Source organism: Pseudomonas putida (assembly GCF_028682635.1).
GTDB classification, from domain to species: domain Bacteria; phylum Pseudomonadota; class Gammaproteobacteria; order Pseudomonadales; family Pseudomonadaceae; genus Aquipseudomonas; species Aquipseudomonas putida_AE.
Genome location: NZ_JANHLK010000021.1, coordinates 65,029 through 86,534, shown reverse-complemented (window position 1 = coordinate 86,534; position 21,506 = coordinate 65,029). Strand labels below are relative to the sequence as shown.

The 21,506-nt window shown below is 55.6% G+C and carries 18 protein-coding genes and 2 pseudogenes; 15 read left to right on the top strand and 5 right to left on the bottom strand.

Annotated elements, in window-relative coordinates:
- Positions 1–15: 15 nt before the first annotated feature.
- The gene (locus NPS56_RS23020; RefSeq protein ID WP_274076757.1) at positions 16–879 is read right to left on the bottom strand and encodes an MBL fold metallo-hydrolase; all 864 of its coding nucleotides are present in this window, start codon (positions 877–879) and stop codon (positions 16–18) included.
- Positions 880–1,304: 425 nt separating this feature from the next.
- On the opposite strand from NPS56_RS23020, the gene NPS56_RS23015 reads away from it, so the two are divergent.
- Together NPS56_RS23015 and NPS56_RS23010 are read left to right on the top strand one after the other, a co-directional pair.
- Positions 1,305–2,288, top strand: a complete 984-nt coding sequence (locus tag NPS56_RS23015; RefSeq protein ID WP_274076756.1) for an NAD(P)H-dependent flavin oxidoreductase — start codon at positions 1,305–1,307, stop codon at positions 2,286–2,288.
- Between the two features lie 882 nt (positions 2,289–3,170).
- Positions 3,171–3,518: pseudogene (locus tag NPS56_RS23010) on the top strand (serine hydrolase); the annotation flags it as partial.
- A 59-nt stretch (positions 3,519–3,577) separates the two neighbouring features.
- Here NPS56_RS23010 and NPS56_RS23005 read toward each other — a convergent pair.
- Complete coding sequence (locus tag NPS56_RS23005) at positions 3,578–4,351, bottom strand: IclR family transcriptional regulator domain-containing protein (protein ID WP_274076755.1); 774 nt, start codon at positions 4,349–4,351, stop codon at positions 3,578–3,580.
- 143 nt (positions 4,352–4,494) lie between these two features.
- On the opposite strand from NPS56_RS23005, the gene NPS56_RS23000 reads away from it, so the two are divergent.
- The 6 genes from NPS56_RS23000 (at position 4,495) to NPS56_RS22975 (ending at position 10,677) form a co-directional block, all read left to right on the top strand.
- On the top strand, positions 4,495–5,313 hold the full coding sequence (locus NPS56_RS23000) for a shikimate dehydrogenase family protein (protein ID WP_274076754.1): 819 nt from the start codon (positions 4,495–4,497) through the stop codon (positions 5,311–5,313).
- Positions 5,314–5,345: 32 nt separating this feature from the next.
- Entirely contained in the window at positions 5,346–7,121 is a 1,776-nt protein-coding gene (locus NPS56_RS22995) for an FAD-dependent oxidoreductase (protein ID WP_274076753.1), read from the top strand.
- Positions 7,090–7,410 (top strand): NIPSNAP family protein, encoded by a 321-nt coding sequence (locus NPS56_RS22990; RefSeq protein ID WP_274076752.1) that lies wholly within the window; start codon positions 7,090–7,092, stop codon positions 7,408–7,410. Before NPS56_RS22995 ends, NPS56_RS22990 begins: the two co-directional genes overlap by 32 nt.
- Before the next feature lie 71 nt (positions 7,411–7,481).
- Complete coding sequence (locus NPS56_RS22985) at positions 7,482–9,218, top strand: FAD-dependent oxidoreductase (RefSeq protein ID WP_274076751.1); 1,737 nt, start codon at positions 7,482–7,484, stop codon at positions 9,216–9,218.
- Positions 9,219–9,510: 292 nt separating this feature from the next.
- The gene (locus tag NPS56_RS22980) at positions 9,511–10,317 is read left to right on the top strand and encodes a lytic transglycosylase domain-containing protein (protein WP_274076750.1); all 807 of its coding nucleotides are present in this window, start codon (positions 9,511–9,513) and stop codon (positions 10,315–10,317) included.
- A 111-nt stretch (positions 10,318–10,428) separates the two neighbouring features.
- Positions 10,429–10,677, top strand: coding sequence for a hypothetical protein (locus NPS56_RS22975; RefSeq protein ID WP_274076749.1), 249 nt, complete (start codon positions 10,429–10,431; stop codon positions 10,675–10,677).
- Positions 10,678–10,990: 313 nt separating this feature from the next.
- Here NPS56_RS22975 and NPS56_RS22970 read toward each other — a convergent pair whose 3' ends face one another.
- On the bottom strand, positions 10,991–11,518 hold the full coding sequence (locus NPS56_RS22970) for a DUF3313 domain-containing protein (protein ID WP_274076777.1): 528 nt from the start codon (positions 11,516–11,518) through the stop codon (positions 10,991–10,993).
- Between the two features lie 6 nt (positions 11,519–11,524).
- Positions 11,525–12,009, bottom strand: a pseudogene (locus tag NPS56_RS22965) (RND family transporter); the annotation flags it as partial.
- A gap of 581 nt (positions 12,010–12,590) precedes the next feature.
- Between NPS56_RS22965 and NPS56_RS22960 the strand changes: the two are divergent.
- Genes NPS56_RS22960 through NPS56_RS22935 form a run of 7 tightly spaced genes read left to right on the top strand, consistent with a single transcriptional unit; the run spans position 12,591 to position 20,734 of the window.
- Positions 12,591–13,628 (top strand): PLP-dependent cysteine synthase family protein, encoded by a 1,038-nt coding sequence (locus NPS56_RS22960; RefSeq protein WP_274076748.1) that lies wholly within the window; start codon positions 12,591–12,593, stop codon positions 13,626–13,628.
- Positions 13,594–14,943 carry a hypothetical protein gene (locus NPS56_RS22955; protein ID WP_274076747.1) on the top strand — a complete coding sequence of 450 codons (1,350 nt, stop codon included), beginning with the start codon at positions 13,594–13,596 and terminating at the stop codon, positions 14,941–14,943. Before NPS56_RS22960 ends, NPS56_RS22955 begins: the two co-directional genes overlap by 35 nt.
- Before the next feature lie 2 nt (positions 14,944–14,945).
- Positions 14,946–15,866 carry a DUF6687 family protein gene (locus NPS56_RS31395; RefSeq protein WP_425313644.1) on the top strand — a complete coding sequence of 307 codons (921 nt, stop codon included), beginning with the start codon at positions 14,946–14,948 and terminating at the stop codon, positions 15,864–15,866.
- Complete coding sequence (locus NPS56_RS22950) at positions 15,863–17,260, top strand: B12-binding domain-containing radical SAM protein (RefSeq protein ID WP_274076746.1); 1,398 nt, start codon at positions 15,863–15,865, stop codon at positions 17,258–17,260. The genes NPS56_RS31395 and NPS56_RS22950 overlap by 4 nt, the downstream gene beginning before the upstream one ends.
- A gap of 11 nt (positions 17,261–17,271) precedes the next feature.
- Positions 17,272–18,195, top strand: coding sequence for an ATP-grasp domain-containing protein (locus NPS56_RS22945; protein ID WP_274076745.1), 924 nt, complete (start codon positions 17,272–17,274; stop codon positions 18,193–18,195).
- On the top strand, positions 18,195–19,610 hold the full coding sequence (locus NPS56_RS22940) for a hypothetical protein (protein ID WP_274076744.1): 1,416 nt from the start codon (positions 18,195–18,197) through the stop codon (positions 19,608–19,610). The genes NPS56_RS22945 and NPS56_RS22940 overlap by 1 nt, the downstream gene beginning before the upstream one ends.
- Positions 19,601–20,734, top strand: coding sequence for an aminotransferase class I/II-fold pyridoxal phosphate-dependent enzyme (locus NPS56_RS22935; protein ID WP_274076743.1), 1,134 nt, complete (start codon positions 19,601–19,603; stop codon positions 20,732–20,734). The genes NPS56_RS22940 and NPS56_RS22935 overlap by 10 nt, the downstream gene beginning before the upstream one ends.
- Here NPS56_RS22935 and NPS56_RS31390 read toward each other — a convergent pair.
- Positions 20,676–21,500, bottom strand: coding sequence for a cupin-like domain-containing protein (locus tag NPS56_RS31390; protein ID WP_425313643.1), 825 nt, complete (start codon positions 21,498–21,500; stop codon positions 20,676–20,678). The two genes, NPS56_RS22935 and NPS56_RS31390, sit on opposite strands and share 59 nt — an antisense overlap.
- Between the last annotated feature and the right edge of the window lie 6 nt (positions 21,501–21,506).

Below are 21,506 nucleotides of genomic sequence, written 5' to 3'. Positions count from 1 at the left end.
TCGACAGCCGAAAGCTCAATTGTCGAAGCGATGGAGCGACGTGTACGGATCAAAGGGAACATAGCGTGATTGCCGGTCGCGCATGACCTTGACCATGGCGACGTCCGGGTCCACGGAAAAGAACAGGCGCCCGCGCATCGCCACCAGATGATCGAGCAGGCGCTCCTTGTCCCCGGCCACGCATTCGGGATTGCGATCATAGGCGCTGTTGACGTTCAGGCTCAGCCAGTGCGTTCCCGGGATCAGGTCGCCGACAAACACCACAGGCCCGCCGGGCAGCAGGATTTCCGGCAACAGTTGCCCAGGTGTGTAGCCGTCGCTGAAATGAAAATGCCACCCGCTTCCGAGGCGGTCGCAGCCATGGCCATCGATCAGGATAAGGCGCCCGCTGTTTTCCAGGCGATGCAAGAGCGGCGAGATGAACAGCTCCCGATCACGTGGATGGGGGTGGCGTGCTCGCACCCAGTGGCGTTCGCCCACCAGGTAATGCGCCTTGCGAAACAGCAGCCGTGGCATCTCCCCTTCCCTGACCCGTTCAAGCAGTTCCTCGGACAGCGGTGCATGCAGATGGGTCAGCACCACCGCATCGATATCGTCTTCGCCCAAACCGTGCTGCGCCAGGCTTTCCAGCAACCCCGAAACGGCTGGCTGGCAGCGGCAGGCACGGGGTATCGGCGCCAGCAATGCATCGGCGCCGGCCAGCACGAGGATGTTTTTTCCATCCTGCTGCACCAGCAATGCCCGGGACGCAATGTCGACCCGGTTGTCCAGGTCCGGCGCCATCCATTGCGACCATTTCTGCCGCGGTGTATGGCCGAACAGAACGCCGCCGTCGAGTTTACGGCGCGTTCCTGCCAGAGTGGAAATGGTACGACTCACGACGCTCAACCCCTTGCTCCTGACTACCCCGCACACTGCGCACGAGGCTTCGAATCAGGTTTGCAGGTTAAGCCATGGCCACCCGTCACCGACCCACCCGCGTGGGGTGGGCCGGATCATCCTGCGCATTAGGCCAATGCCAACACCCGTTGCTCGATCTGCCAACGCTGGAAGAAGGGGTGGCAGCCTTCTTCGAAAAACGTGCGCCCAACTTTCCGGGGCGAACCTGATGGATGCCTGGCCTACCCGTTACAGGGGGTGTTATCGGCCGTGCTGATTGTCCATCATCAAGCTTGACTCTCGTTTTACAAGCTTCGTAGGAGCAGAAATGCTTTGATGTAGTGGGCGGTCACCCTCCTCTATCGAACATTTCTGTTCCTACTTTTTTCAACACCGACAAGTCCAGCACGGGCATTCCTTTCTCGATGACCATCATGAAAACCCGTATTACCGAACTGCTGGGCATCCAGTATCCGATCATTGAAGGCGGCATGCAGTGGGTCGGGCGCGCGCAACTGGCCGCCGCCGTATCGAACGCCGGCGCCCTGGGCATGGTGACGGCGCGCACACAGCCCACACCGGACGACCTGCGCCGTGAAATCGAACGCACCCGTGAACTGACCTGCAAACCCTTCGGCGTGAACCTCACGCTGTCACTGACCGCCAATGACGTGAACTATGACGGCTGGATCGACGCGATCATCCAGGGCGATGTGCGTATCGTCGAAACGGCCGGCAACAACCCCCAGCCGGTCATTGCCCGGTTGAAGGCGCACGGCATCAAGGTCATTCACAAGTGCACGTCGGTACGCCATGCCCTGTCGGCGGAGCGTTACGGCGCCGATGTCATTTCTATCGACGGCTTCGAAGCCGGTGGGCATTGTGGTGAGGACGATGTCCCTGCCCTGATCATGATCCCGGCGTTGGGCAAGGTCCTGAAGATTCCCTTCATCGCCTCCGGTGGCATCGCCAACGGGCGCAGCATGGCCGCCGCACTGGCCTTGGGTGCCGACGGCGTGAACATGGGCACGCGCTTCATGCTGACCCGGGAATCCGCCATCCACAACGATATCAAGGCGGCCTTGCTGGCAGCGACGGAGCGCGATACCACCTTGATCAAGAGAACCCTCAAGCGAACTGCGCGGTTCTTTACCAATGACGTCTCGCAAGCAATTGTCGCCCTTGAGCAGCGCCCGGGTGGCGCCACCTATGACGACTTGAAGCACCTGTTGTCGGGCGAACGCGGCCTTGCAGGCCTGGAGTCGGGTGACATCACGGCAGGTCTCGTCTGTGCCAGCCAGGTCATCGGCCTGGTCGACGACATCCCGACCTGCGCCGAACTGGTGACACGCATGGTCGCTGAATGTCGCGAAGGGCTGGAGCAGGCACTGAATCGATTCGACCGATGATAGTGCCGAGTCATGCGGTGCACACAAAAAACTGTGGGAGCGAGCCTGCTCGCGATGGACGTTAACGATAATACGGGCTGCCTGGATGATCGCGCTGCCTGGACGTTCTTCGCGAGCAGGCTCGCTCCCACAAGTCCGTGGGCAATCGTGCTTTCAATCTGATCCAGCACCCGGTTCGCCGTGATTTCCGCCGGGGAAAAAGGGGACGGATTTGTATTTAGCGAGGTCATCGGCCTGGTCGACGACATCCCGACCTGCGCCGAACTGGTGACACGCATGGTCGCTGAATGTCGCGAAGGGCTGGAGCAGGCACTGAATCGATTCGACCGATGATAGTGCCGAGTCATGCGGTGCACACAAAAAACTGTGGGAGCGAGCCTGCTCGCGATGGACGTTAACGATAATACGGGCTGTCTGGATGATCGCGCTGCCTGGACGTTCTTCGCGAGCAGGCTCGCTCCCACAAGTCCGTGGGCAATCGTGCTTTCAATCTGATCCAGCACCCGGTTCGCCGTGATTTCCGCCAGGGAAAAAGGGGACGGATTTGTATTTAGCGAGGTCATCGGCCTGGTCGACGACATCCCGACCTGCGCCGAACTGGTGACACGCATGGTCGCTGAATGTCGCGAAGGGCTGGAGCAGGCCCTGAATCGATTCGACCGATAACCGTGCCGAGTCATGCGGTGCACACTAAAAACTGTGGGAGCGAGCCTGCTCGCGATGGACGTTAACGATAATACGGGCTGCCTGGATGATCGCGCTGCCTGGACGTTCTTCGCGAGCAGGCTCGCTCCCACAAGTCCGTGGGCAATCGTGCTTTCAATCTGATCCAGCACCCGGTTCGCCGTGATTTCCGCCAGCATGATGCTGTTGGAAATGCCAACGCATACAGGCTACAAGGTCGCAGATATGACGCAGGGCTTGGGATGGGAGTTTTACCCCTATCCAATTGAGCTCGACCGCTTGCTCGCGGGCAACTCGTACCCAATGATCCTTGAAACCCATGAAATTACCCGGCTCAACCCCCCGCTGCCACCGCAGGCTAACGTGCTCATTAACAAGCCAGGCATGACGGACGGTTTCGGCGCTTACATGGCCTTTGTTCCAGCCAAGGGCATGGGTATCGTGACGCTGGCGAACAAGAACTATCCCCTCCCTGCGAAGGTGAAAGCCGCCCATGAAGTATTGACGGCCCTGGATACCCGGATTGGATCGAGTGCGCGTCAGTGAGCGCTAGAAACTCTACGCACCTTAGCGAGGTGGCCTGGATGAGAGTTCGTCTCCTCTGCCTACAGCGTCATGATCGGCCGCAGCAGCGCCTGACCTTCATACAATGCCGACAGATACCGTTCGCGCATCTGCTCGACGGTCATTCGCGACGCATGGGTAGTGAGCGTCAAGGCGGCCTGCAACTGCCCTTCCCGATCAATCAACGGCACGCTCAGCACCCGCATGCCCACTTCATATTCCTGATCCACCAGCACGTAGCCCCGCTGCGCCGCCAAGGTGATTTCGGCGCGGATCCGGGTTTCGTCGGTGAGGGTGTAAGGCGTAATCGCCTGTGGCGGGTTGCGTTCGAAATAGCCGTCGAGCGCCTGCCCTGACAGGCTCGCCAGCCAGAGCCGGCCACTGCCGGTGCAATACATCGGCACCCGCGAGCCAGGCCGAATCGACATCGAGGTGATGTGGCTGTAGCGGCTGCGCACAACGTGCACGATGTCATCCCCGTCGCGAATGCCCACCGACACATGTTCCTGGGTGGTTCGCGCCACCTGTTCGACGATCGGCCGCAGCATGCGCGGCAACACGGCCGAATCGACATAGGCCTGGCCGATGCGCAGGGTCTTGGCGGTCAGCCAGTAGAAGCGCCCATCGGTCTGCGCGAAATCGTCATGCACCAGCGTCAGCAAAAAACGCCGGGCGGCGCTCTGGGTCATGTCGGCCATGCGCGCCACCTCGGGCACACTCAGGCGCGGATGCTCCTGGGAAAACAATTGCAACAGCGCCAGCCCCTTTTGCAGGCCGACGATCAAATCCCGTTGATGGATGGTGGGTTGCTTCATCGATTCGGCTCTTAATCAGGCAAACAATGCGATTATCGCACTGATGATGCGATTATCAACTTAAACACCTTGTACCTTGATTGTTCACCTCCCTCCTCGCTTGCACTATCGGCCCCAACACAGCCAAGAAGCGGGAGCATCAAATGATCCAGGGTTCGACTGAACTGGTCGCCATCGTCGGCTCACCGGTGACACAGGTGAAATCGCCGGAAAACTTCAACCGCTGGTTTGGCGAGCACCAGCAAAACGTTGCCATGCTGGCCATCGACCTTGCGCCGACCGCCCTGCAGAACTTCATCGAAACCTTGCGTGGTTGGCAAAACCTGCGCGGTTGCGTGGTCACCGTCCCCTACAAACAGCTGCTGGCCGGCCGCCTGGACAGTGTCAGTGAGCGCTCGGCGGCGCTCGGCTCGGTCAACGTGATTCGACGCGAGACCGACGGCCGGCTGGTGGGCGATATCGTCGACGGCGAAGGTTTTCTCGGTGCTGCGCGCCAGCAGGGTTTCAATCCGCAGGACAAGCAGGCGTTGGTGATCGGCACCGGCGGAGTCGGCAGTGCGATTGCTTACTCACTGTGTCAGGCCGGGATCAGTCATCTGGTCATCAGCGACTTGAGCGCAGAGCGCGTCGAGATGCTCGGCGAACTGTTGCGCGATGCTTTCCCCGAGATCGTGATCAGCGCCAACCCTGCCTCGCTCGAGCACTTCGATCTGGTGGTGAACGCCTCGCCGGTCGGCATGGGCGCCACCAGCGATGAAGGCCCGCTGCCGTTGCCGCACAACCTGATGCAAACCTTGCAAACGTCGACGCTGGTGGCCGATGTCGTGACTTCGCCGGCCGTGACGCCGTTTCTCGCCTTCGCACGACGGCGTGGTTGCCCGATCCAGACCGGCCCGGAAATGGCCTTGGCGCAACTGGGCAACCTCGGCCACTTCATGGGCGTCACACCGCTGCAGATCTGATCTGCGGCCGTGTCCTCGACAGGCGATAGACAATGAACATGACTACCCACTTCCCTGCCGGTGCCGACCTGGCCTACGACGTGATCGTCCTGGGCAGCGGTGCCGCCGGTTTCGCGGCGGCAGTGACCGCCTCTTGCCGCGGCCTCAAAGTCCTGCTGGTGGAAAAGACCGAAGCCTTTGGCGGTACCTCGGCGATCTCCGGTGGCGCGATCTGGCTGCACGACACCGATCAGGCCCGGGCCGCCGGGCATCACCTGAGTGCCGACCAGATGCGCTGCTATCTCAAGCAAGTGATCGGTGCCGGCTACAACCCTGAGTTGATCGATTCCTTCATCGACAATGGCCGCGAAGCCTTACGTTTCCTGGAGACCCACAGCGAGCTCAAATACAGCCTGCGGCCACTGTCGCCCGACTATTACCCGGATCTGCCCGGCGGCACGCAAACCGGTCGCGCCCTGGAAATCGACGAGTACGACGGGCGCAAGCTGGGTGAGCACTTCAAGGACCTCAAGCGGCCCCCGGACGGCATGCTGCTGTTCGGCGGCATGATGGTCAATCGCGTCGACATCCAGCACTTCCTCAGCTTCAAGCGCTCGCCGCGATCGCTCTGGCACTGCCTGAAACTGATGGGCCGATATGCCCTGGATCGCCTCAACCATCCACGGGGCACACGTCTGACCGTGGGCAATGCCTTGATCGCACGGCTGGCAACCACCGCCTTCGCCAATGGCGTCGACTTGTGGTTGCAGGCGACCCCCGAAGCGCTGCTTGTCGACCAGGGCACCGTAAAGGGTGTGCAGATCACCTGGCGCGGGCAAACCCGCAACGTATTTGCCAAGGGCGGCGTGGTATTGGCCATGGGTGGATTTGCGGCCGGCGCCCAAGCCGCCCAACAGCGGCCAGTGACTGACTCGGAACACTGGAGCATGTCGCCAACGGCCAACGTGGGTGACGGACAACGACTGGCCGCTTCGGTCAACGCGGCCATTGGCGACAACCTTGCGGCGAATTTCTTCTGGGCACCGGTGTCGGTGCTGCGCAAGGCCGACGGCAGCCAAGAGCGCTTTCCGCACCTGGTGACCGATCGGGCCAAACCCGGCGTGATCGCAGTCAACCGCGCCGGTCGACGCTTCGTCAATGAGTCGGACTCCTACCACTGCTTCGTCGAAGGCATGTTCGCCAACGGCGGCGCCAATGCGCCCTGCTGGCTGATCTGTGACAGCGAAGCCTTGAACCGATACGGCATGGGCCTGGCCCGTCCGCGACCGGTCGATAACAGCGCGTTGATAGACGCCGGTTATCTGCTGCGCGCAGACAACCTCGCCGAACTGGCCCTCATCGCTGGCATCGATGCCACGGCACTGGAGCAGACCCTGGCGCAGTTCAACGCCGATGCAACCCTTGGCGTCGATCGTCAGTTCGGTAAAGGCAGCAGCGCCTATAACCGCTACATGGGCGACCCGCTTCACAAACCCAACCCGTGCCTGAAACCGCTGCACAAGGCGCCGTATTACGCGATTCGCCTGTTCACCGGTGACCTCGGCTCGGCCCGCGGACTGATCACCAACGGCCAGGCCAACGTGCTCGACCGCAGCGGTGCACCGATCCCCGGCCTGTACGCCGCCGGCAACGAAATGAATTCGATCATGGACGGCACCTACCCCGGTCCCGGCATCACCCTTGGGCCCGGCATTACCTTCGGTTACCTCGCCGCCAGTGATATCGCGGCCCGTCTGGACCGCAGCACAACCCAACAACCCCACACTGGAGAACAGCATGTACTACGAACTGCGCACCTACACGATTAAACCGACCCGCCTGGGTGACTGGCTGGCCCTGTACAAGAACGCAGCATTGGCCGTGCAGCAGGAGCACCTGGGCAACCTGGTCGGTTTCTTCACCACCGAAATCGGTGAGGTCAACCAGGTGGTACACATCTGGGCCTATGCCAGCCTCGACGATCGCATGGCCCGGCGCAACGCCATGGCAGCCGACCCGCGCTGGCAGGACTTTGCCCGACAGAACAAGGAACTCGACGCTGTGGTGACGCTGGAGTCGCGCCTGCTGCGCCCGACCGACTTTTCACCGTTGCAGTAACCGTCGTCCTGCCGGGTCGCTTCCACTGGGGGCGGCCAGCTCCTGCTATAAAAACAACAATGGAGGTCGCCATGGGCGTCTTGCCGTCGACTGACGTCGACAATCTTGTCTGTGATGTCCTGGTCATCGGTTCCGGCGCCTCGGGCCTGGCCAGTGCCGTCACCTGCGCCGAGCTTGGCCTCGACGTCATCGTGGTGGAAAAAGAACCTGTGCTCGGTGGCACCAGTGCCTGGTCGGGCGGCTGGCTGTGGATCCCCCGCAACCCGTTGGCAGTCGCCGAAGGGACAGTGGAAGAGTTCGAACAAGTGCGGACTTACCTGCGCAATGAACTGCACAGCGAGGTGCTCGACCAACGCATGGAGATGTTCCTTGAACAAGGCCCGAAGATGGTCGATTTTTTCCAGCGCCATACCGAAGTGCAATTTTTCTCCGGCAGCAAGATGCCTGACTTTCATGCCAGCGAAGGTCATGCCAGGGGCGGTCGCTCGCTCTGCGCCCTGCCGTACGATGGTCGTCGGCTGGGTCCCTGGATCAACAAGCTTCGGCGTCCGCTGGACCTCATCAGCCTTGCCGGGATGGGTATTGCCGGTGGCGCTGATCTCAACCACTTTCTCAACGCGAGCCGATCTGCACGCTCAATGCTGTATGCCGGCAAACGCCTGTTGAGCCATGCCCGTGACCTGCTGTGCCACGGCCGCAGCATGCACCTGGTGAACGGCAATGCACTGGTCGCCCGGCTGCTGAAAAGCGCACTGGACCGAAACGTCCGCCTGCTGACCGATACGCTGGTACAGCAACTGCTGCAGGAGGACCAGCGTGTGGTCGGTGCACGTATCGAGCGCAGCGCACGCCCGTTCGACATCCGCGCACGACGTGGTGTGGTGATGGCCTGCGGCGGATTTCCGCACGACCGACATCGGATTGCCCGGCAGTTCGCCCATGCCCCGGATGGCACCGGACACCTGAGCGCTGCCCCCAAGGGCAATACCGGCGACGGTTTGCGCCTGGGTGAAAGCGTCGGCGCTCGCGTGGCATCCGACTTGCCCCATGCCGCTGCCTGGGCACCTGTCTCTCGCGTGCCGCGCGAGGACGGGGGTTTCAGTGGCTTTCCCCATTTGATGGAGCGGGCGAAACCGGGTTTTCTCGCGGTGCGTCAGGATGGTCGACGCTTCGTAAACGAGGCAGACTCCTACCATGACTATATGTGTGCACTGTTCGATGCCTGCGGACCGGAAGAACCCCCGGTGTCCTGGCTGATCTGCGACCACCGTGCCCAGAGGCGCTATGGCTTGGGCTGGTCGAAACCCTTTCCATTCCCCACAGCGTCCCATGTTCGCATGGGCTACTTGATCAAGGACCCGACCCTGGCGGGACTGGCACGCCAATGCGGGATTGATGCGCAGCAACTGGAAGCCACGGTCAACTCGTTCAACCAGTTTGCCGAGAAAGGCTGCGATCCGCAGTTTCAGCGCGGTGAGTCGCTGTACAACCAGAACCAGGGGGAAATCCTCCATGGTCCCAACCCCTCCCTTGGCAGCCTGCGCCAGGGACCGTTCTATGCGGTGAAGCTGGTGCCAGGCAGCCTCGGCACCTTCGCCGGGCTGCACACGGATGCCTGTGCCCGGGTATTGGATAAAAATGACGCGCCGATTCCAGGGTTATTCGCCGTGGGCAATGACATGAACAGCATCATGAACGGTTTCTACCCTAGCGGCGGCATCACCCTCGGGCCGGGCATGACGTTTGGTTACATCGCAGGCAGGACACTTGCAGGGCTGTCAGATCGGGAAGACAGAGACGAAGGCTAAAAGAACTGATCCACCGTCTTGCAGAGAGTCAAATTGGGTCGGTTGCGACGGGCAGTCATCGGCTGTGGATCAACCGGTCGATGCAACACAACTGAACTCTGTGTAAGCAGAAGGAGACATTCGTTTGCGGCGGAATACCCCCAAGCCCGTACGTCAACGCAAGTTCCAAGGCCGGTCACAAGGGGTATAACTATCAGGACAACAGGCGGGTCACTCAGAACAGGTCCTCAAAACGCAGCGCCCGGGTCAGGCGCTCCGGACCTGATCGGCCCCTGCGGCGCGGAGCGATGTGATGAGTTCCAGAGCATGGCGATGGGCTCGCAAGAGCCTTCTTGGCTGCATCGAGCTGGCCTTGCTGGTCGCGCCACTGTGCGCCAGCGCCATGTTCAAGTGCCAAGCCAGGGACGGCGCCATCAGCTACACCACCCAAGCCATCGCCAGCGCCCGCTGCACTCGCCTGGATGACATGGCGGGCGTCGACGCGAAGGCAAAGGCCCTGCCACGGCTTGTGCGGGACGACAGCCCAGGCGCGGTGCGGATTCGGGTGTTCACCTTCGTTCACAAGGGTGTTCGTCAGTATGTTAGCAGGCGCCCCGTCGGGATCTCCGCACGGGTCGATGTCCTTGAGCTCTATTACATCAAGGGCTGCTATCTGTGCATGGCGCCGAAGGATTTCAAGGTCGCCTCACTGCGCCTCGACACTCATTCCTATCGGCGGGAGATCGAAGCCGCTTCGGGTCATTATGGTGTCGACAGGGCGCTGGTCCGCGCCGTGATACATGCCGAATCGGCGTTTCGCCCCAACGCCATTTCCGAAGCCGGCGCCCAGGGGCTGATGCAGTTGATGCCCGCCACCGCCGAGCGCTTCGCCGTGGACGATCCGTTCGACGCTCGACAGAACATTCGTGGCGGCGTGCGCTACCTGGCCTGGCTGCTCAAGCGCTTCAACGGCAATCAGAAGCTGGCGTTGGCCGGTTACAACGCTGGCGAAGCGTCCGTGGTCGAGTACAACGGGGTGCCTCCCTACGCCGAGACGCAATCCTACGTCAACCTCGTGCAGTCCTTGACCGAACGCTATCGCAACGATCGCTTTCCCTGAGACCTCTCTCAACCCATCAAAAAGTTTGAACCGCTATTGAACGCGCTCGCCTAATGATCAGCTTGTGGAAAATCCCATAGGCAATGTGCCAATACCGGCATACTCCGAGAGGTGGTGAACGTGGCTAAGGACGAGAAAAAAAGCAAAGCTGAGTCTTCGAAAGCCAGTAAGGATTTGAAAGACAAAAAGTCATCGACGGCAAAGAAATCAACGGCGGCGTCGGCTCTTTCGAAAGCTGCCGGAAAGAAAGACAAGAAAAAAGATATCGAACCGAAAAAAACTGCCAAAAAAGCTGATAGCAAGCCAGAAAAGGCCAAGAAATCAGATAAGGCAGAAAAGTCGGCGAAAAAGAAAAAGTGACATCTGCTATCTGCCAGGGCTTTACGCCCTGGCTTCCTCACGCTGTGTTGCCATGGATGTCGCCACCGGCAGCAATGGGTCTATTGGATTTCTTCGGGATAGACAGCAATCGGCCAAAAGCAGTCGGTCGATTTCGGCGGATTGCGGCCATTGTGCCGCATGTCCCAGGCAGCTTCCCCTCCGATGGAAGGGAGAGCTTCCAGGTTCTTTTCTACTACTCGCTGGCTTTGGTGCAATTGCTCGCCCCACGGCGCATGCAGAACTGATAGCGCATCTGTTCGGCCCAATAACGCTCAGCCTCGCTGACATCGCTCTAGGTGTCATAGGTACTGCTTTCGAACAGGCCGATGATGGGCTTACGGGCGCCCACGCGGCGGTCTATCATCGCGGCGATCACTTCTCCAGTCCCGGCGTCCGCCATTTTCCCTTCGACCGTAACCTGCCCGGCAAAAGGTGGCTTGCCCGTGGTATTCGACAACGTCTGCATCGTTGCCAGCTTGGCCCCCGGAACGCCCAGTGGAATGGGCACATAAGACATGGCCTTCATCGAAGTGTCGGCCTCTTGCGCGTCGATAATCGCAACAGACAAATGCACCGTGTTGGGGCCTGCCTGATTGACCATTTGATAGTCTTTGCCTAGCTGTTCATGCAATTGGTCGTAGAGGCCCTGGGCAATGGCGGCGTTTTGTTCCTGGGGCGCGTCATGCAATTTGGATTTGGAACCGCCATACAGCTTGACCGAGTCTAGGTAGACCTTGTCGTAACGAGAAAAAGCCTGGGACGAGGCGAATTTAGGATTGCGGTATGGCAGCAACGACTCTCCTTCTTTACCTGGCTTCATCATTGGATAGGCCGCATCACGATTGTAGCGGCTGTCCTGGCGCAGCTCAGGAGCGCCGGGGTCTAGGCCGCCGATTTTCAGCTGCAGGCTGACCATAAAGCCTGATACCAACAACACGCCTGCAGTGATGACTGTCACCGTTGCCCAGCGGCGCTGGGGAAACAAGTCAAGGACGCGCCAGAGCACTGGCTGTGACAGGCCAGCCTCTCCGCCAGTTCTTCGCGCAGGCTGCGCTTGGCGGCTGTCGGGCTAACCCCGACATAGCTAAGCAGGATGGGCAGAAGAATCAGATTGGTGAAGATCAACACTGCCACGCCGATGCTGGAAATGAGCGCCAGACTCTGGATCACCTCGATCTTGATAGGCATAAGTACGGCGAAACCCACGGCATCGTACAGAAGGGCCATAAGCCGGGCCATGAACAAACGCCGAAAGGAGGGTGTCAACGACAATGGTATCGGGGTGCCTCGCCCCGCTCGCCCCTTAACACCGCGACGATCAATCCTCAGGCATTTGTGATTTTTTAGTTTCAGGACATGGGGTCGGAGGGGTGAGGCATAAGAGATTCAAAGGCTCGTGCGGGTTGCCGAAGCGATCCGTAAAGCACAAGGGCGCTCCATTCGCGCTCAGTGCGATGTGAAACACCAAGATTTAAATGCCGAACGTGAGAGAAATCGAGCGTTACGCAAGGAGGTCGAGGAGCTTCGTGTAAAGGTCGCTAGCCTCGCCTCAATCAACGAAGTGCTGATAAACGAAAATCGGAATTTGAAAGCCAAACAAAACGATCCCAGAGTGATCGACTTGTACCCAAGATCATAAATATTCACGCAGCCCTTTACATATCGGGATGCCAAGTGGTTAGCGTTGGGTAGTGTTGGTTAATTGGCACGAAAACGCACAGTAGAATCCAACGTCACTACTGGCAGAAGTTAGCGCGAAAAAACCAAGAGACAATTCGAATCTCAGTTTTTTTTTGCACGTTCAAAATTGGCTGCTATCGTAGTGACTGAAGGCAGGAACAATGAATTTCCAATGCAAGCTAAAAGCCTATTTTTATTAGGCTTGGAGGCTTATGAAAAAAACTCTTCAAGTCTCGATGGTCTCAGACTTGGTCGGCAGCACTCCCGCTGTGCGGCTACCCTCTCTCTTCGAAGAGGGATCGTCGCCCTTCGTGAAGCTCGAGAAATTCAATCCTGGAGGTAGCATCAAGGACCGTGTTGCCTTGTATGTTATCCAAGAACTTGAGCGACAGGGCCTCATTCAGCCGGGAAAGACGATCGTGGAGAGTTCGTCTGGAAATCTTGGCATTGGCCTTGCGCTGCATGGAGCACAGCGAGGTTACCGCGTAGTGATAGTGGTCGATCAGAATACCTCGAAACAAAATATCAGCATAATGCACGCCTATGGGGCAGAAATAGTTATCGAGACGGAACTTGATGACTGTGGTCTTTATCACAAAACAAAGTTAGCCAGAGCCAAAGCTATAGCCACTCAAACAAATGGCTACTGGGTTAATCAGACAGCGAATGAACTCAACTCACAGGCCCATGAGCAAACAACGGGGGCTGAGATCTCGTCACAATTCGGTCGTTTTTTAGACGTTTGCGTACTCGCAACAAGTTCTGGAGGCCAATTAGCAGGTGTAGCTCGAGCCCTCAAAGCCGCCAGCCCCGAAACGAAGATTCTTGCCGTCGACGCAAAGGGGTCGAGCATTTTCTCCTCTAAACCACATACTTATATTACTCCCGGTCTAGGATTAAGTTGGTACCCGAAAATTCTGGAGCCTTCCCTTGTGGACTGGGTGTGCCTTGTTGATGACCGCACGGCATTCGAAGTTGCAAGATTTCTAGCGTCTAAGGGATTGATGCTTGGGCCAAGCTCTGGAGCAGTGGCCGCAGCCTGTTATCGAGCACAGAAAGCGTTTGGAGCAAAAACTAATGTACTAGGGCTTGCTCCGGACGGGGGCGAGAGGTACCTAGACACTCTCTTTGACGACAGATGGATGGCCAAACAAGGGTTCAGCCCGAAGCCAAGTTCTTATGATGTCAAAAGAAGGATTCTGGAGCTGCAACTACATGAACAAGCCAAAGAAGCCCTCAGCCCACGATGATTTCGTGAGGTATGCAATGGCGTCCTCAGATGAAGAGTTGCAGATCGTTCTGGAAGAAGTAGTTGCTTCAACAACAGGAACACTGAGCACACTGCCCGTATATGACGACCGCGAACAGTTTTTCGCACTTCCATTCGTGATATCGGCAACGGAATGGACTCATTGGCGAGCTGCGAGCGAGTACTTAATACGGTGTATTCATCGTTACGTAAGCCGCAGATACTCAGCAGAAGGGAAACCCTTTCTTCTCTCATTGGGTGTCCAACCAGAGCAACTGGAATTGCTTTCTCTAGCAGGCCCCTGGCCTAGTCTCAAACACACAATGGCTCGACCCGACTTCCTGCAAGGACCCAATGGGCCTTTGTTCATGGAAGCCAACATCGATAGCTCCCTTGGAGGCCTTGGAACTGCAGATCCCCTATGCCGCATCGTAGGGCAGTGCTCTACTGTGACTCGATATATGGGAGATGTATCGCGGTCTACTAACCTAATTCCTACGTTCGCCAATCAAATCCGCGACATCGTTGGAATGTCGACCGACGCCAAGGTATCGATGTTGATAGTCGACTGGCAGGATGAGATTGATGAAGCCCCTTGGCCATATGCGTGGCTTGCACGAGACCTTGAACACCATGGCATTCACGCCACCATTCGATCAGAGATCAGCTTCCGGCAGAACGAAACTCGAGATCTCATCTATAGAGGCACCACACCTGTCGATAAGCTTTGGAAACGCATGAATTCATTCAATGAAGTTTGGGAGACTGGTGGAGCAGGCGTACCCATTCTTTCCTCGTTGTGGGATGTAGTACTCAGCAGCAAGGCAGTTCTAGGAGAAATGTGGTGCTCGCTGGAGCAACAGGAGCTAGATCCTGACGATGCTGAATTCGTAAGGACGCATGTCCTTTGGACTTGGCCTATTGGAAAACGGGAGTGTGTGCGAAGCGGGCGCACGCTAGAACTCTTAGATTTTGCAGTCCGTATGCGAAGCGAACTTGTTCTCAAATCCCCATCCGACGGCAGCTGCAAAAATGTAGTCATAGGCAAGTATTGCAATGACGAGTCATGGATTAAGGCACTTTCCAAAGCCACTCAGAAGATGGGATATATTCTTCAGCAATACCAAGAACCTACGTTACGATGGAGCGTTGATAGGACATCCTCCAAGGTTAGTTGGAGCAACTTTCGCTGTGTAGACTCTGTATTCGTGTTCGGCGGGCGCGCCAGTGGTACCTGCATTCGGGGAAATTCCATAGTGACGCCTTATATCTCTTGTATGCACGGTGCCCGAGAGGGCATCGCGCTGGCCCACTGAAAATGTTGGCTTGGCGTGTCCTTAATAAAGGCGTTCAGCCCCCACCCAACACAATCCTGGTGGATGACTCTTGCAGCGCCGGTGATTGCCTCAACATCGATCATCATATCGGCCATTCTACACCGACGACTTACTGTGAAGGCGCGACTAGTACCGAACGAGTATTAAATGCGATTCACCGCGGCCTTGATCCATCCAGCTATGAATTTATTTGTATCCGCCATTACGATGCCGATGGCCTCATAGCCGTTTGGTCGCTCCTGAATCCTGGGCGAGCGATTAACCATTGCCAACATTTAATTGCTATTGCAGAGTACGGTGACTTCTATGAAAGGTGGGCTGCACCATTCGACTCTACTCCATTAGCAATTGCACTTAATTTGCAAGAGGTGACTAGAGGGCATTGGCTTCGCTTTTGTGTCCCCGACACCATCAGGGTTTCATTCCAGTTGAAATGTGGATTGGTGGCTTTGGAGAAGCTTCTCGCGCCCTGTATTTCTAACACCAGACTGCACTTAATATCAAATATTGACACTTACGTAGCTGACGTTCAGGCCGAACAATTCGTTGGTCTAATTTTATCGGACCACACACTCCGCCTCGAACATATACTCAGACTTTGCCCCTCACCGATTTGCATCAACGCGTTCCGACTTCACCGGGACTATTGGGGCTACACTATATTTCTGCGACCTCGGTTCGGTTGGGGATATAGTGAAGATGTTACTTGCGGTTTTCCGATAAGGACGCTGGAAGGATTGCCTGAGTTCCTGCGACTTAATGGGTTCTCATGTAAATGGCTTCCAATTTCATATGACGGCGCGGTATGGCGTCTTGACTTTCGTGGCTGTCATAAATCGCTACCAACGGAGATCGCAGCGTTAGCGGCACGCTGGATAGAAATAAGGCTGACCAAAATATGAAAATCGTCTTCGTAAATCCTCCGTACGTCTATTCAGAGCAAGAAAAAATACCTGACGCGCCGATAGAGAGAGGAAAAATTAATACGTTTCCAGTTGGACTTGGCATCCTTGCGGGGTTAGCTAGAGCAATTGGTCATGATGTCAGCATCGTCGAAATGCCGTACATGACGATCAAGGAAGCGGAAGACTCTATAGTGAACAAGGCTCCCGATGTTGTGGCCTTGAGTTGCTGGACCGGAAATCAGAGATCGTTGGCTTTATTGTGCAAGTCAATCAAGATTAGCCTCCCGAGAGCCAAAATCGTCTGGGGTGGTCATCACGCAACACTTTTCGCTGAACAGGTACTCCTCCACTATGACGTCGATTTCGTCATTCAGGGTGAGGGAGAGGTACCAATGACCGCCCTATTAAATGAATTAGATGGAGGCCCACCTGCGGTGACTCCAGGGATTGTAAGGAAACTCGGTGAAGACATTGTTTGCTCTGGGCCTCGAGTGCGGCTTGAAGATCTCAACGGACTGCCAATGCCCGCTTATGACTTGTTCCAACTGGCATACAATGACGGCAGCGAGGAAAAGTTTGGAGCAAAACAGTTTTCAACGTCTAGCAAGCGAGTGACCCTGCTTGCGTCCAGAGGCTGCCCGTTCAAATGTACATTCTGTGTGGACGGAAAACTATTTTCGAAGACTGCGAGTAGAGAAGTTTTCAAGGTTGTTGATGAGATCGAATTTCTAGTTCAAGAGCACAATGTACGTCTCTTCGAGTTCAGCGATATGACTTTCACACTGTCGCAGAAGAGAACAGCGGAATTGTGCCGCGAGATTGTGCGCCGAGGCCTTGATATTTCTTGGCAGGCGATGTCTCGTGTAAACACTATCTCAGATGAACTCCTTTTATTGATGCGTGACGCGGGCTGCTACTCGGTTTCATTCGGCGTTGAGACCGGGTCCGAGGTTCTGCTTCGTAGAATACAAAAGCAAATCACAAGGGCGGAAATCGTAAGTGCCTTCCTAAAAGTCGCAGCTGCAGGTCTTAGTACAAATATGCTGTTGATGGTCGGCAATCCCGGAGAGACTGAAGAAACTATTCGGGAGACCATTGACTTGCTCTACGAGGCTAATCCGACGCAGATTGACCCCAGCATTTACCAAGTGTACCCAGGATCCGCAACTTACCGCCAACTTGTCAGCACCGGCTATATTTCGGACGACTACTGGCTTACACATGATGCTGCTCCGTACTACACCGGCGAACACACTTACGAAAAGTTAAAAGGCTGGCAGGACCGACTGATATTTCATCACACCTATCGACCGAGACATCATCTTCTTTGGAAGATAGCGGCCACAATAATTGGACGTTTTGGAAGCGGGCAAACCGGTGTGAATTCGTAAGGAGAATATACATGCCTAATTTTGATGTGACGTTCCTAGCAGACGATACTGACGATGAGGATTTGAAAGCGATCTTCGATCAGTTGAGACAACTTGGCTTTACCGCTACTCGGGTCCATCCGAACTCCCTTTCGTTTGACTTAGTCGACAACACTGTCCATATATACTGCAATTCGGTTAGATTCGAGTCGAGGCTTGTTGTGGGATGGGTCTTCGAAAAATGGCTAGCCCCTGGAGCAGTCATTCTTGAAATGATATCGGCAGCCGGGTGTCGTGTACTGAACCAAGGCCCAACGCTCATCGCTGGTCAAAACAAAGCACTGATGAGCACGAAGCTCGTCATGCATGGGGTGCCGCACTCAGATGTTTTTTTGTCATTCAGCGTAGAAGCTACCGAGAACTGGGTGGAATTGCACCAGGATGAAGAGTACGTGAGCAAACCAGGTTTCGTGAATTGCGGAGGACTGACTGTTTGTGCTTCAGGTCAGGGAATTAGTCGCTTGTTTGCACGCGAACTGCCCTCGCAGCACAGCGCACTTCAAAACTTAGGACAACCTGTATATGTGCAGAAATTTGTTCGCACTTTGAACCCCGGTGAGCTTCGCGTATGGGTATTTGGTGACGATACGTGGGCTGCCATTGCTAAGAAACCACGCGATGGTGATTGGCTCACCAACACCTCTCGCGGAGCGACGTTGACAAGGGTAGAGGTCGACCGTGAAATACTTGACGTTTCTATTCGCGCAGCGAGGGCAATAGGCGCTCAGCTGGCCGGCGTTGATGTGGTGAATACTGAAAACGGACCGATAGTTTTCGAGGTGAATACGTGCCCGACGTTCCTACCAGCGCGGGAGTTATTGGGGGATGACGTGCCCCGCAAATTTGCGGCTTTCATTGCCAGAGTGCTTATCGATACGCAATGGAGGCTGACCTGATGGCAGCGGCAGGGGCCGGTGTCAATCTTGCGGCTATCCGCCCTCCCGAACGCGCGAAACTTCTTAACCTAGATGCAAATTTCGGATTTTCTGCAGCTGAGCGTCGCTTTCTTGAGGGACTACTAGGGCCGGGATTCTCGGTAGGTGTCCGCGTCAAACCATTACTGCTACCTAAAGGTTGGCACGTACCGACTAGCGCGCAACTTTCCTCGGAACTCGACGAAGAGGTTAATGATTGGCTTGCCTATAGAAAAACAAGTCTCCCAAGCTGCTGGGCATTATCGTTAGAGGGAAGCAAAGTCCCAGAGTGGATTCGTGGTACAGACAATCTAGTCGCTCAGATGCCACTTCCTCCATGGCATGGGATCTCAGGCGCTGAACTAATGCGAACTAAAACGGGTACTGCCTACCAAACACTAAGCGGTTCATTACGTACGTTCGATATTTTTGATGCCGATTCACGTCTCCTGACAACCTTTAAGCACAGTTTCGCGCGGGACAGCATTAAAGGCCTCCGTCGGTCCCATTGGGAGCGCTTCAAAAGATTGAGTATGGACGTCCTCTTCGGCGTGGAAAGCCAAGTGGACCCGGGGTTAATTGAGCGCCTCGATGCGTTGCATTGCCTACGCCTTTCACACCTCATCTCCAGTCGAAAGCATGAACTTTCTCCCCGGATGGAAATCCAGCAAGAAACGGCTGCAATTAGCGATGGCAACGGGAAAACCTGCATTCTCCGCGAACCCAGCAGGCTCGTATTAGAGGCAGGTGAAGGAGCAATAGCCATACCATATTTTTCCCTGGTGTTCTCCCATAGAAAAAAAATTGACGTTTTCGAAATTATTAGAGCTTCTAGTTATTGCAGTGGCAGTGAGCTGGCGACAAAACTTGTCGGTTTCTATCTAGGCATCTGGTGGGAGCTATTTTCCAAGTTCGGCGTGATTCATCTGATGCCCCACGCTCAGAATGCATCCTTGGTCATAGACGGCTCGTCGCGACCGTTCGGCGTCATATTGAAAGACCTGCGGGATATGGATTTAGTTAACCGTTATCAAAGACTTACGCACCGAAGCCTCCGATTACACCCTATATGCGAGAAATACCTAAATTTTGAAATGTGCGTGCATCCCTTTTATCACGACGCATTTGCATTGCATCTATGCTTGGCAGAAAAGTTGTTCTCTTTCACCTTTCAGATGATGCGAAATCATGTGGTGCGAGGGCTGATTGACTCGGTAGGCAACCAAAAAGAAGCTAAAGAAGTGGAGCGGCGATTCGTGAGTATGGTTATAGCGCTGGCTGAAGGCTGCTCCGTCAATGACCTTGCCAACGCGCCTACGTCAAGTGCCCACTTGACGGATGCGACGCACCAGTTGAGGGGACGATTCGTCGAGCGCTGGGGGGAGTTATGCGGGTAATCAGGACTACGGAAATCCAAAAAATTACCCATTTAGAGCGTGGTAATCTTCACCTGCCTGGCAATCTCTCAGACGCGCAGGTTTATTGGCCACTTGAGTCTAAGCAGGCTGATTCACTTACGCGACTCGATATCTTCCATCTCGACCGGACAACGATTGATATTTTTGAGGAGAAGACGCACTTCTTTAAAGCCTTCGGTGCTTTTCATATGGGACTTCGCCTTCCAAATGCTTCTGAACTGATGCTCATCTACTCAGCGTCGATTGCAATGGAAGTGGTATTTAACGAACTCCGCAATGTCGGGGCATCCAAAGTGCAGATGATTCATCCAACTTTCGATGCTACCTATCATACAGCTAAGAGGCATCGGCTAGAAGTAACTCCAGTCGAGGAAGAGAGGGTGTTCAGTGGAGTCCCCACTTGGTGTAGTGGTTTCCCGCCAGACGCCTTGATTTTAACGGTTCCGAACAACCCAACTGGCAGAACTTTTTCGACCGAGGCCTTTACTAGTCTTTGCGTGGCATGTGTGCGGGACGGGGTGAAACTCGTCTTAGATTGCTGCTTTCGGGCCTATGAGCAGGATCTAGTTGACCACTACGAGATTATACAACGCACAGGGGTGGAAGCCGCTATCATCGAGGACACCGGCAAGTTGTTCAATATATTTGATATTAAACTTGGCATTCTGTGGGCGACCACGGGATGGCGCGCTCGACTTATCGAAGTGCATAAAGACTTCATCTTGGAAGCTCCGCTGCTTAACCTGCTAGTATTGCGTCAACTCCTTGCGGCAGACCCAACATACGGTAAAATTCTTCGCGATCGGGTTGCCCGCAACCGAGATCTCGCTAACGCGGTACTTTCGTCGTACAACCTGAAGCCGATTGGAGCACACAACAGCGGCATCCAACTCTATGAGTTACCGGACGGACTATCGGCGCGAAATCTGTGTTCCGCTGCTCATGCGTTAGGCTTAGGGGTGGTCGAGGCGGATGGATTCTACTGGGCGACTCTGCCTGCGGATAACTATATTAGAATCGCCTTGGCTCGAACGGACTCAACCTTCAATCACCAACTAGAGATTCTTTCAACCGCAATCGAGCACCTAACCGAGCGACAGTGAGCGATCTCCGTGAAAGCCAACTACGTTGCCAAAAAAAATTGAGCGAGATGGTTAGTGACATTGATATGGTGCAGTGCCACCAGTTACGCGGGACAAAAAGCAGATCCCCTGGCTTCAAGACAAGCTCTGAATAGACTGCATCAGCATACCGAGGATATTTAATCAGATCGGGGTTCAAGTGATTCACTTTACTAAGATGAGGAAGCTTTGCAAACAAATTCGGATACAGCTTCGGCGTATCACGAGGCGGGAAGAGACGGAATACTTTCTCGCCAGATATATGGGCTAAAAAATTATAATCGCCGCCATCGAAATGGATAGGACTGCTTGCTCCGATGCTACCAATCCAAAGCCCTGGGGAAAAAGTTCGACTACGCTCTGGTATCAGAGAAATACTTCCAATATCCCTGAGTAATCGATGACAAGAAGAAATATCTGCCTCTCGAATGTAGTAAGCTCCAGCTCCTGGATTGCAGAGGTGGACCAAGGCGTCTTGGTATTTAACTGTTCTAGTGATCACCTTGTTCGTGGAGTCAGAAATATTAGGGTCGAATAGCCGAGAAGCGCTGTACTCAAGCTCAAATTCCTGCTGACCAACTAAGTTTGCCAATGAGTCGATAGACCATCCCCCCACAGCGGCCCATGACGACACTCCACCTCGAATAAGGAGAGGCCGTCCTCTAGCCTCGAAAACGTAACTGAACAGTCGGGGATCAGGCAGATAGTCCAGAGTCGTTACGAAATTTGACTCACTACGTTCGCTCACTTCAAC

Excerpts from the sequence above, each read along its gene's own strand:
- NPS56_RS22980 (WP_274076750.1), top strand. The coding sequence starts at position 9,511 with ATGAGTTCCAGAGCATGGCGATGGGCTCGCAAGAGCCTTCTTGGCTGC.
- NPS56_RS23015 (WP_274076756.1), top strand. The coding sequence starts at position 1,305 with ATGACCATCATGAAAACCCGTATTACCGAACTGCTGGGCATCCAGTAT.
- NPS56_RS22955 (WP_274076747.1), top strand. The coding sequence starts at position 13,594 with ATGAACAAGCCAAAGAAGCCCTCAGCCCACGATGATTTCGTGAGGTAT.
- NPS56_RS23005 (WP_274076755.1), bottom strand. The coding sequence starts at position 4,351 with ATGAAGCAACCCACCATCCATCAACGGGATTTGATCGTCGGCCTGCAA.
- NPS56_RS22935 (WP_274076743.1), top strand. The coding sequence starts at position 19,601 with ATGCGGGTAATCAGGACTACGGAAATCCAAAAAATTACCCATTTAGAG.
- NPS56_RS22985 (WP_274076751.1), top strand. The coding sequence starts at position 7,482 with ATGGGCGTCTTGCCGTCGACTGACGTCGACAATCTTGTCTGTGATGTC.
- NPS56_RS22995 (WP_274076753.1), top strand. The coding sequence starts at position 5,346 with ATGAACATGACTACCCACTTCCCTGCCGGTGCCGACCTGGCCTACGAC.
- NPS56_RS31395 (WP_425313644.1), top strand. The coding sequence starts at position 14,946 with ATGTTGGCTTGGCGTGTCCTTAATAAAGGCGTTCAGCCCCCACCCAAC.
- NPS56_RS22950 (WP_274076746.1), top strand. The coding sequence starts at position 15,863 with ATGAAAATCGTCTTCGTAAATCCTCCGTACGTCTATTCAGAGCAAGAA.
- NPS56_RS22945 (WP_274076745.1), top strand. The coding sequence starts at position 17,272 with ATGCCTAATTTTGATGTGACGTTCCTAGCAGACGATACTGACGATGAG.
- NPS56_RS22960 (WP_274076748.1), top strand. The coding sequence starts at position 12,591 with ATGAAAAAAACTCTTCAAGTCTCGATGGTCTCAGACTTGGTCGGCAGC.
- NPS56_RS22970 (WP_274076777.1), bottom strand. The coding sequence starts at position 11,518 with ATGAAGCCAGGTAAAGAAGGAGAGTCGTTGCTGCCATACCGCAATCCT.
- NPS56_RS22990 (WP_274076752.1), top strand. The coding sequence starts at position 7,090 with ATGTACTACGAACTGCGCACCTACACGATTAAACCGACCCGCCTGGGT.
- NPS56_RS23000 (WP_274076754.1), top strand. The coding sequence starts at position 4,495 with ATGATCCAGGGTTCGACTGAACTGGTCGCCATCGTCGGCTCACCGGTG.
- NPS56_RS22940 (WP_274076744.1), top strand. The coding sequence starts at position 18,195 with ATGGCAGCGGCAGGGGCCGGTGTCAATCTTGCGGCTATCCGCCCTCCC.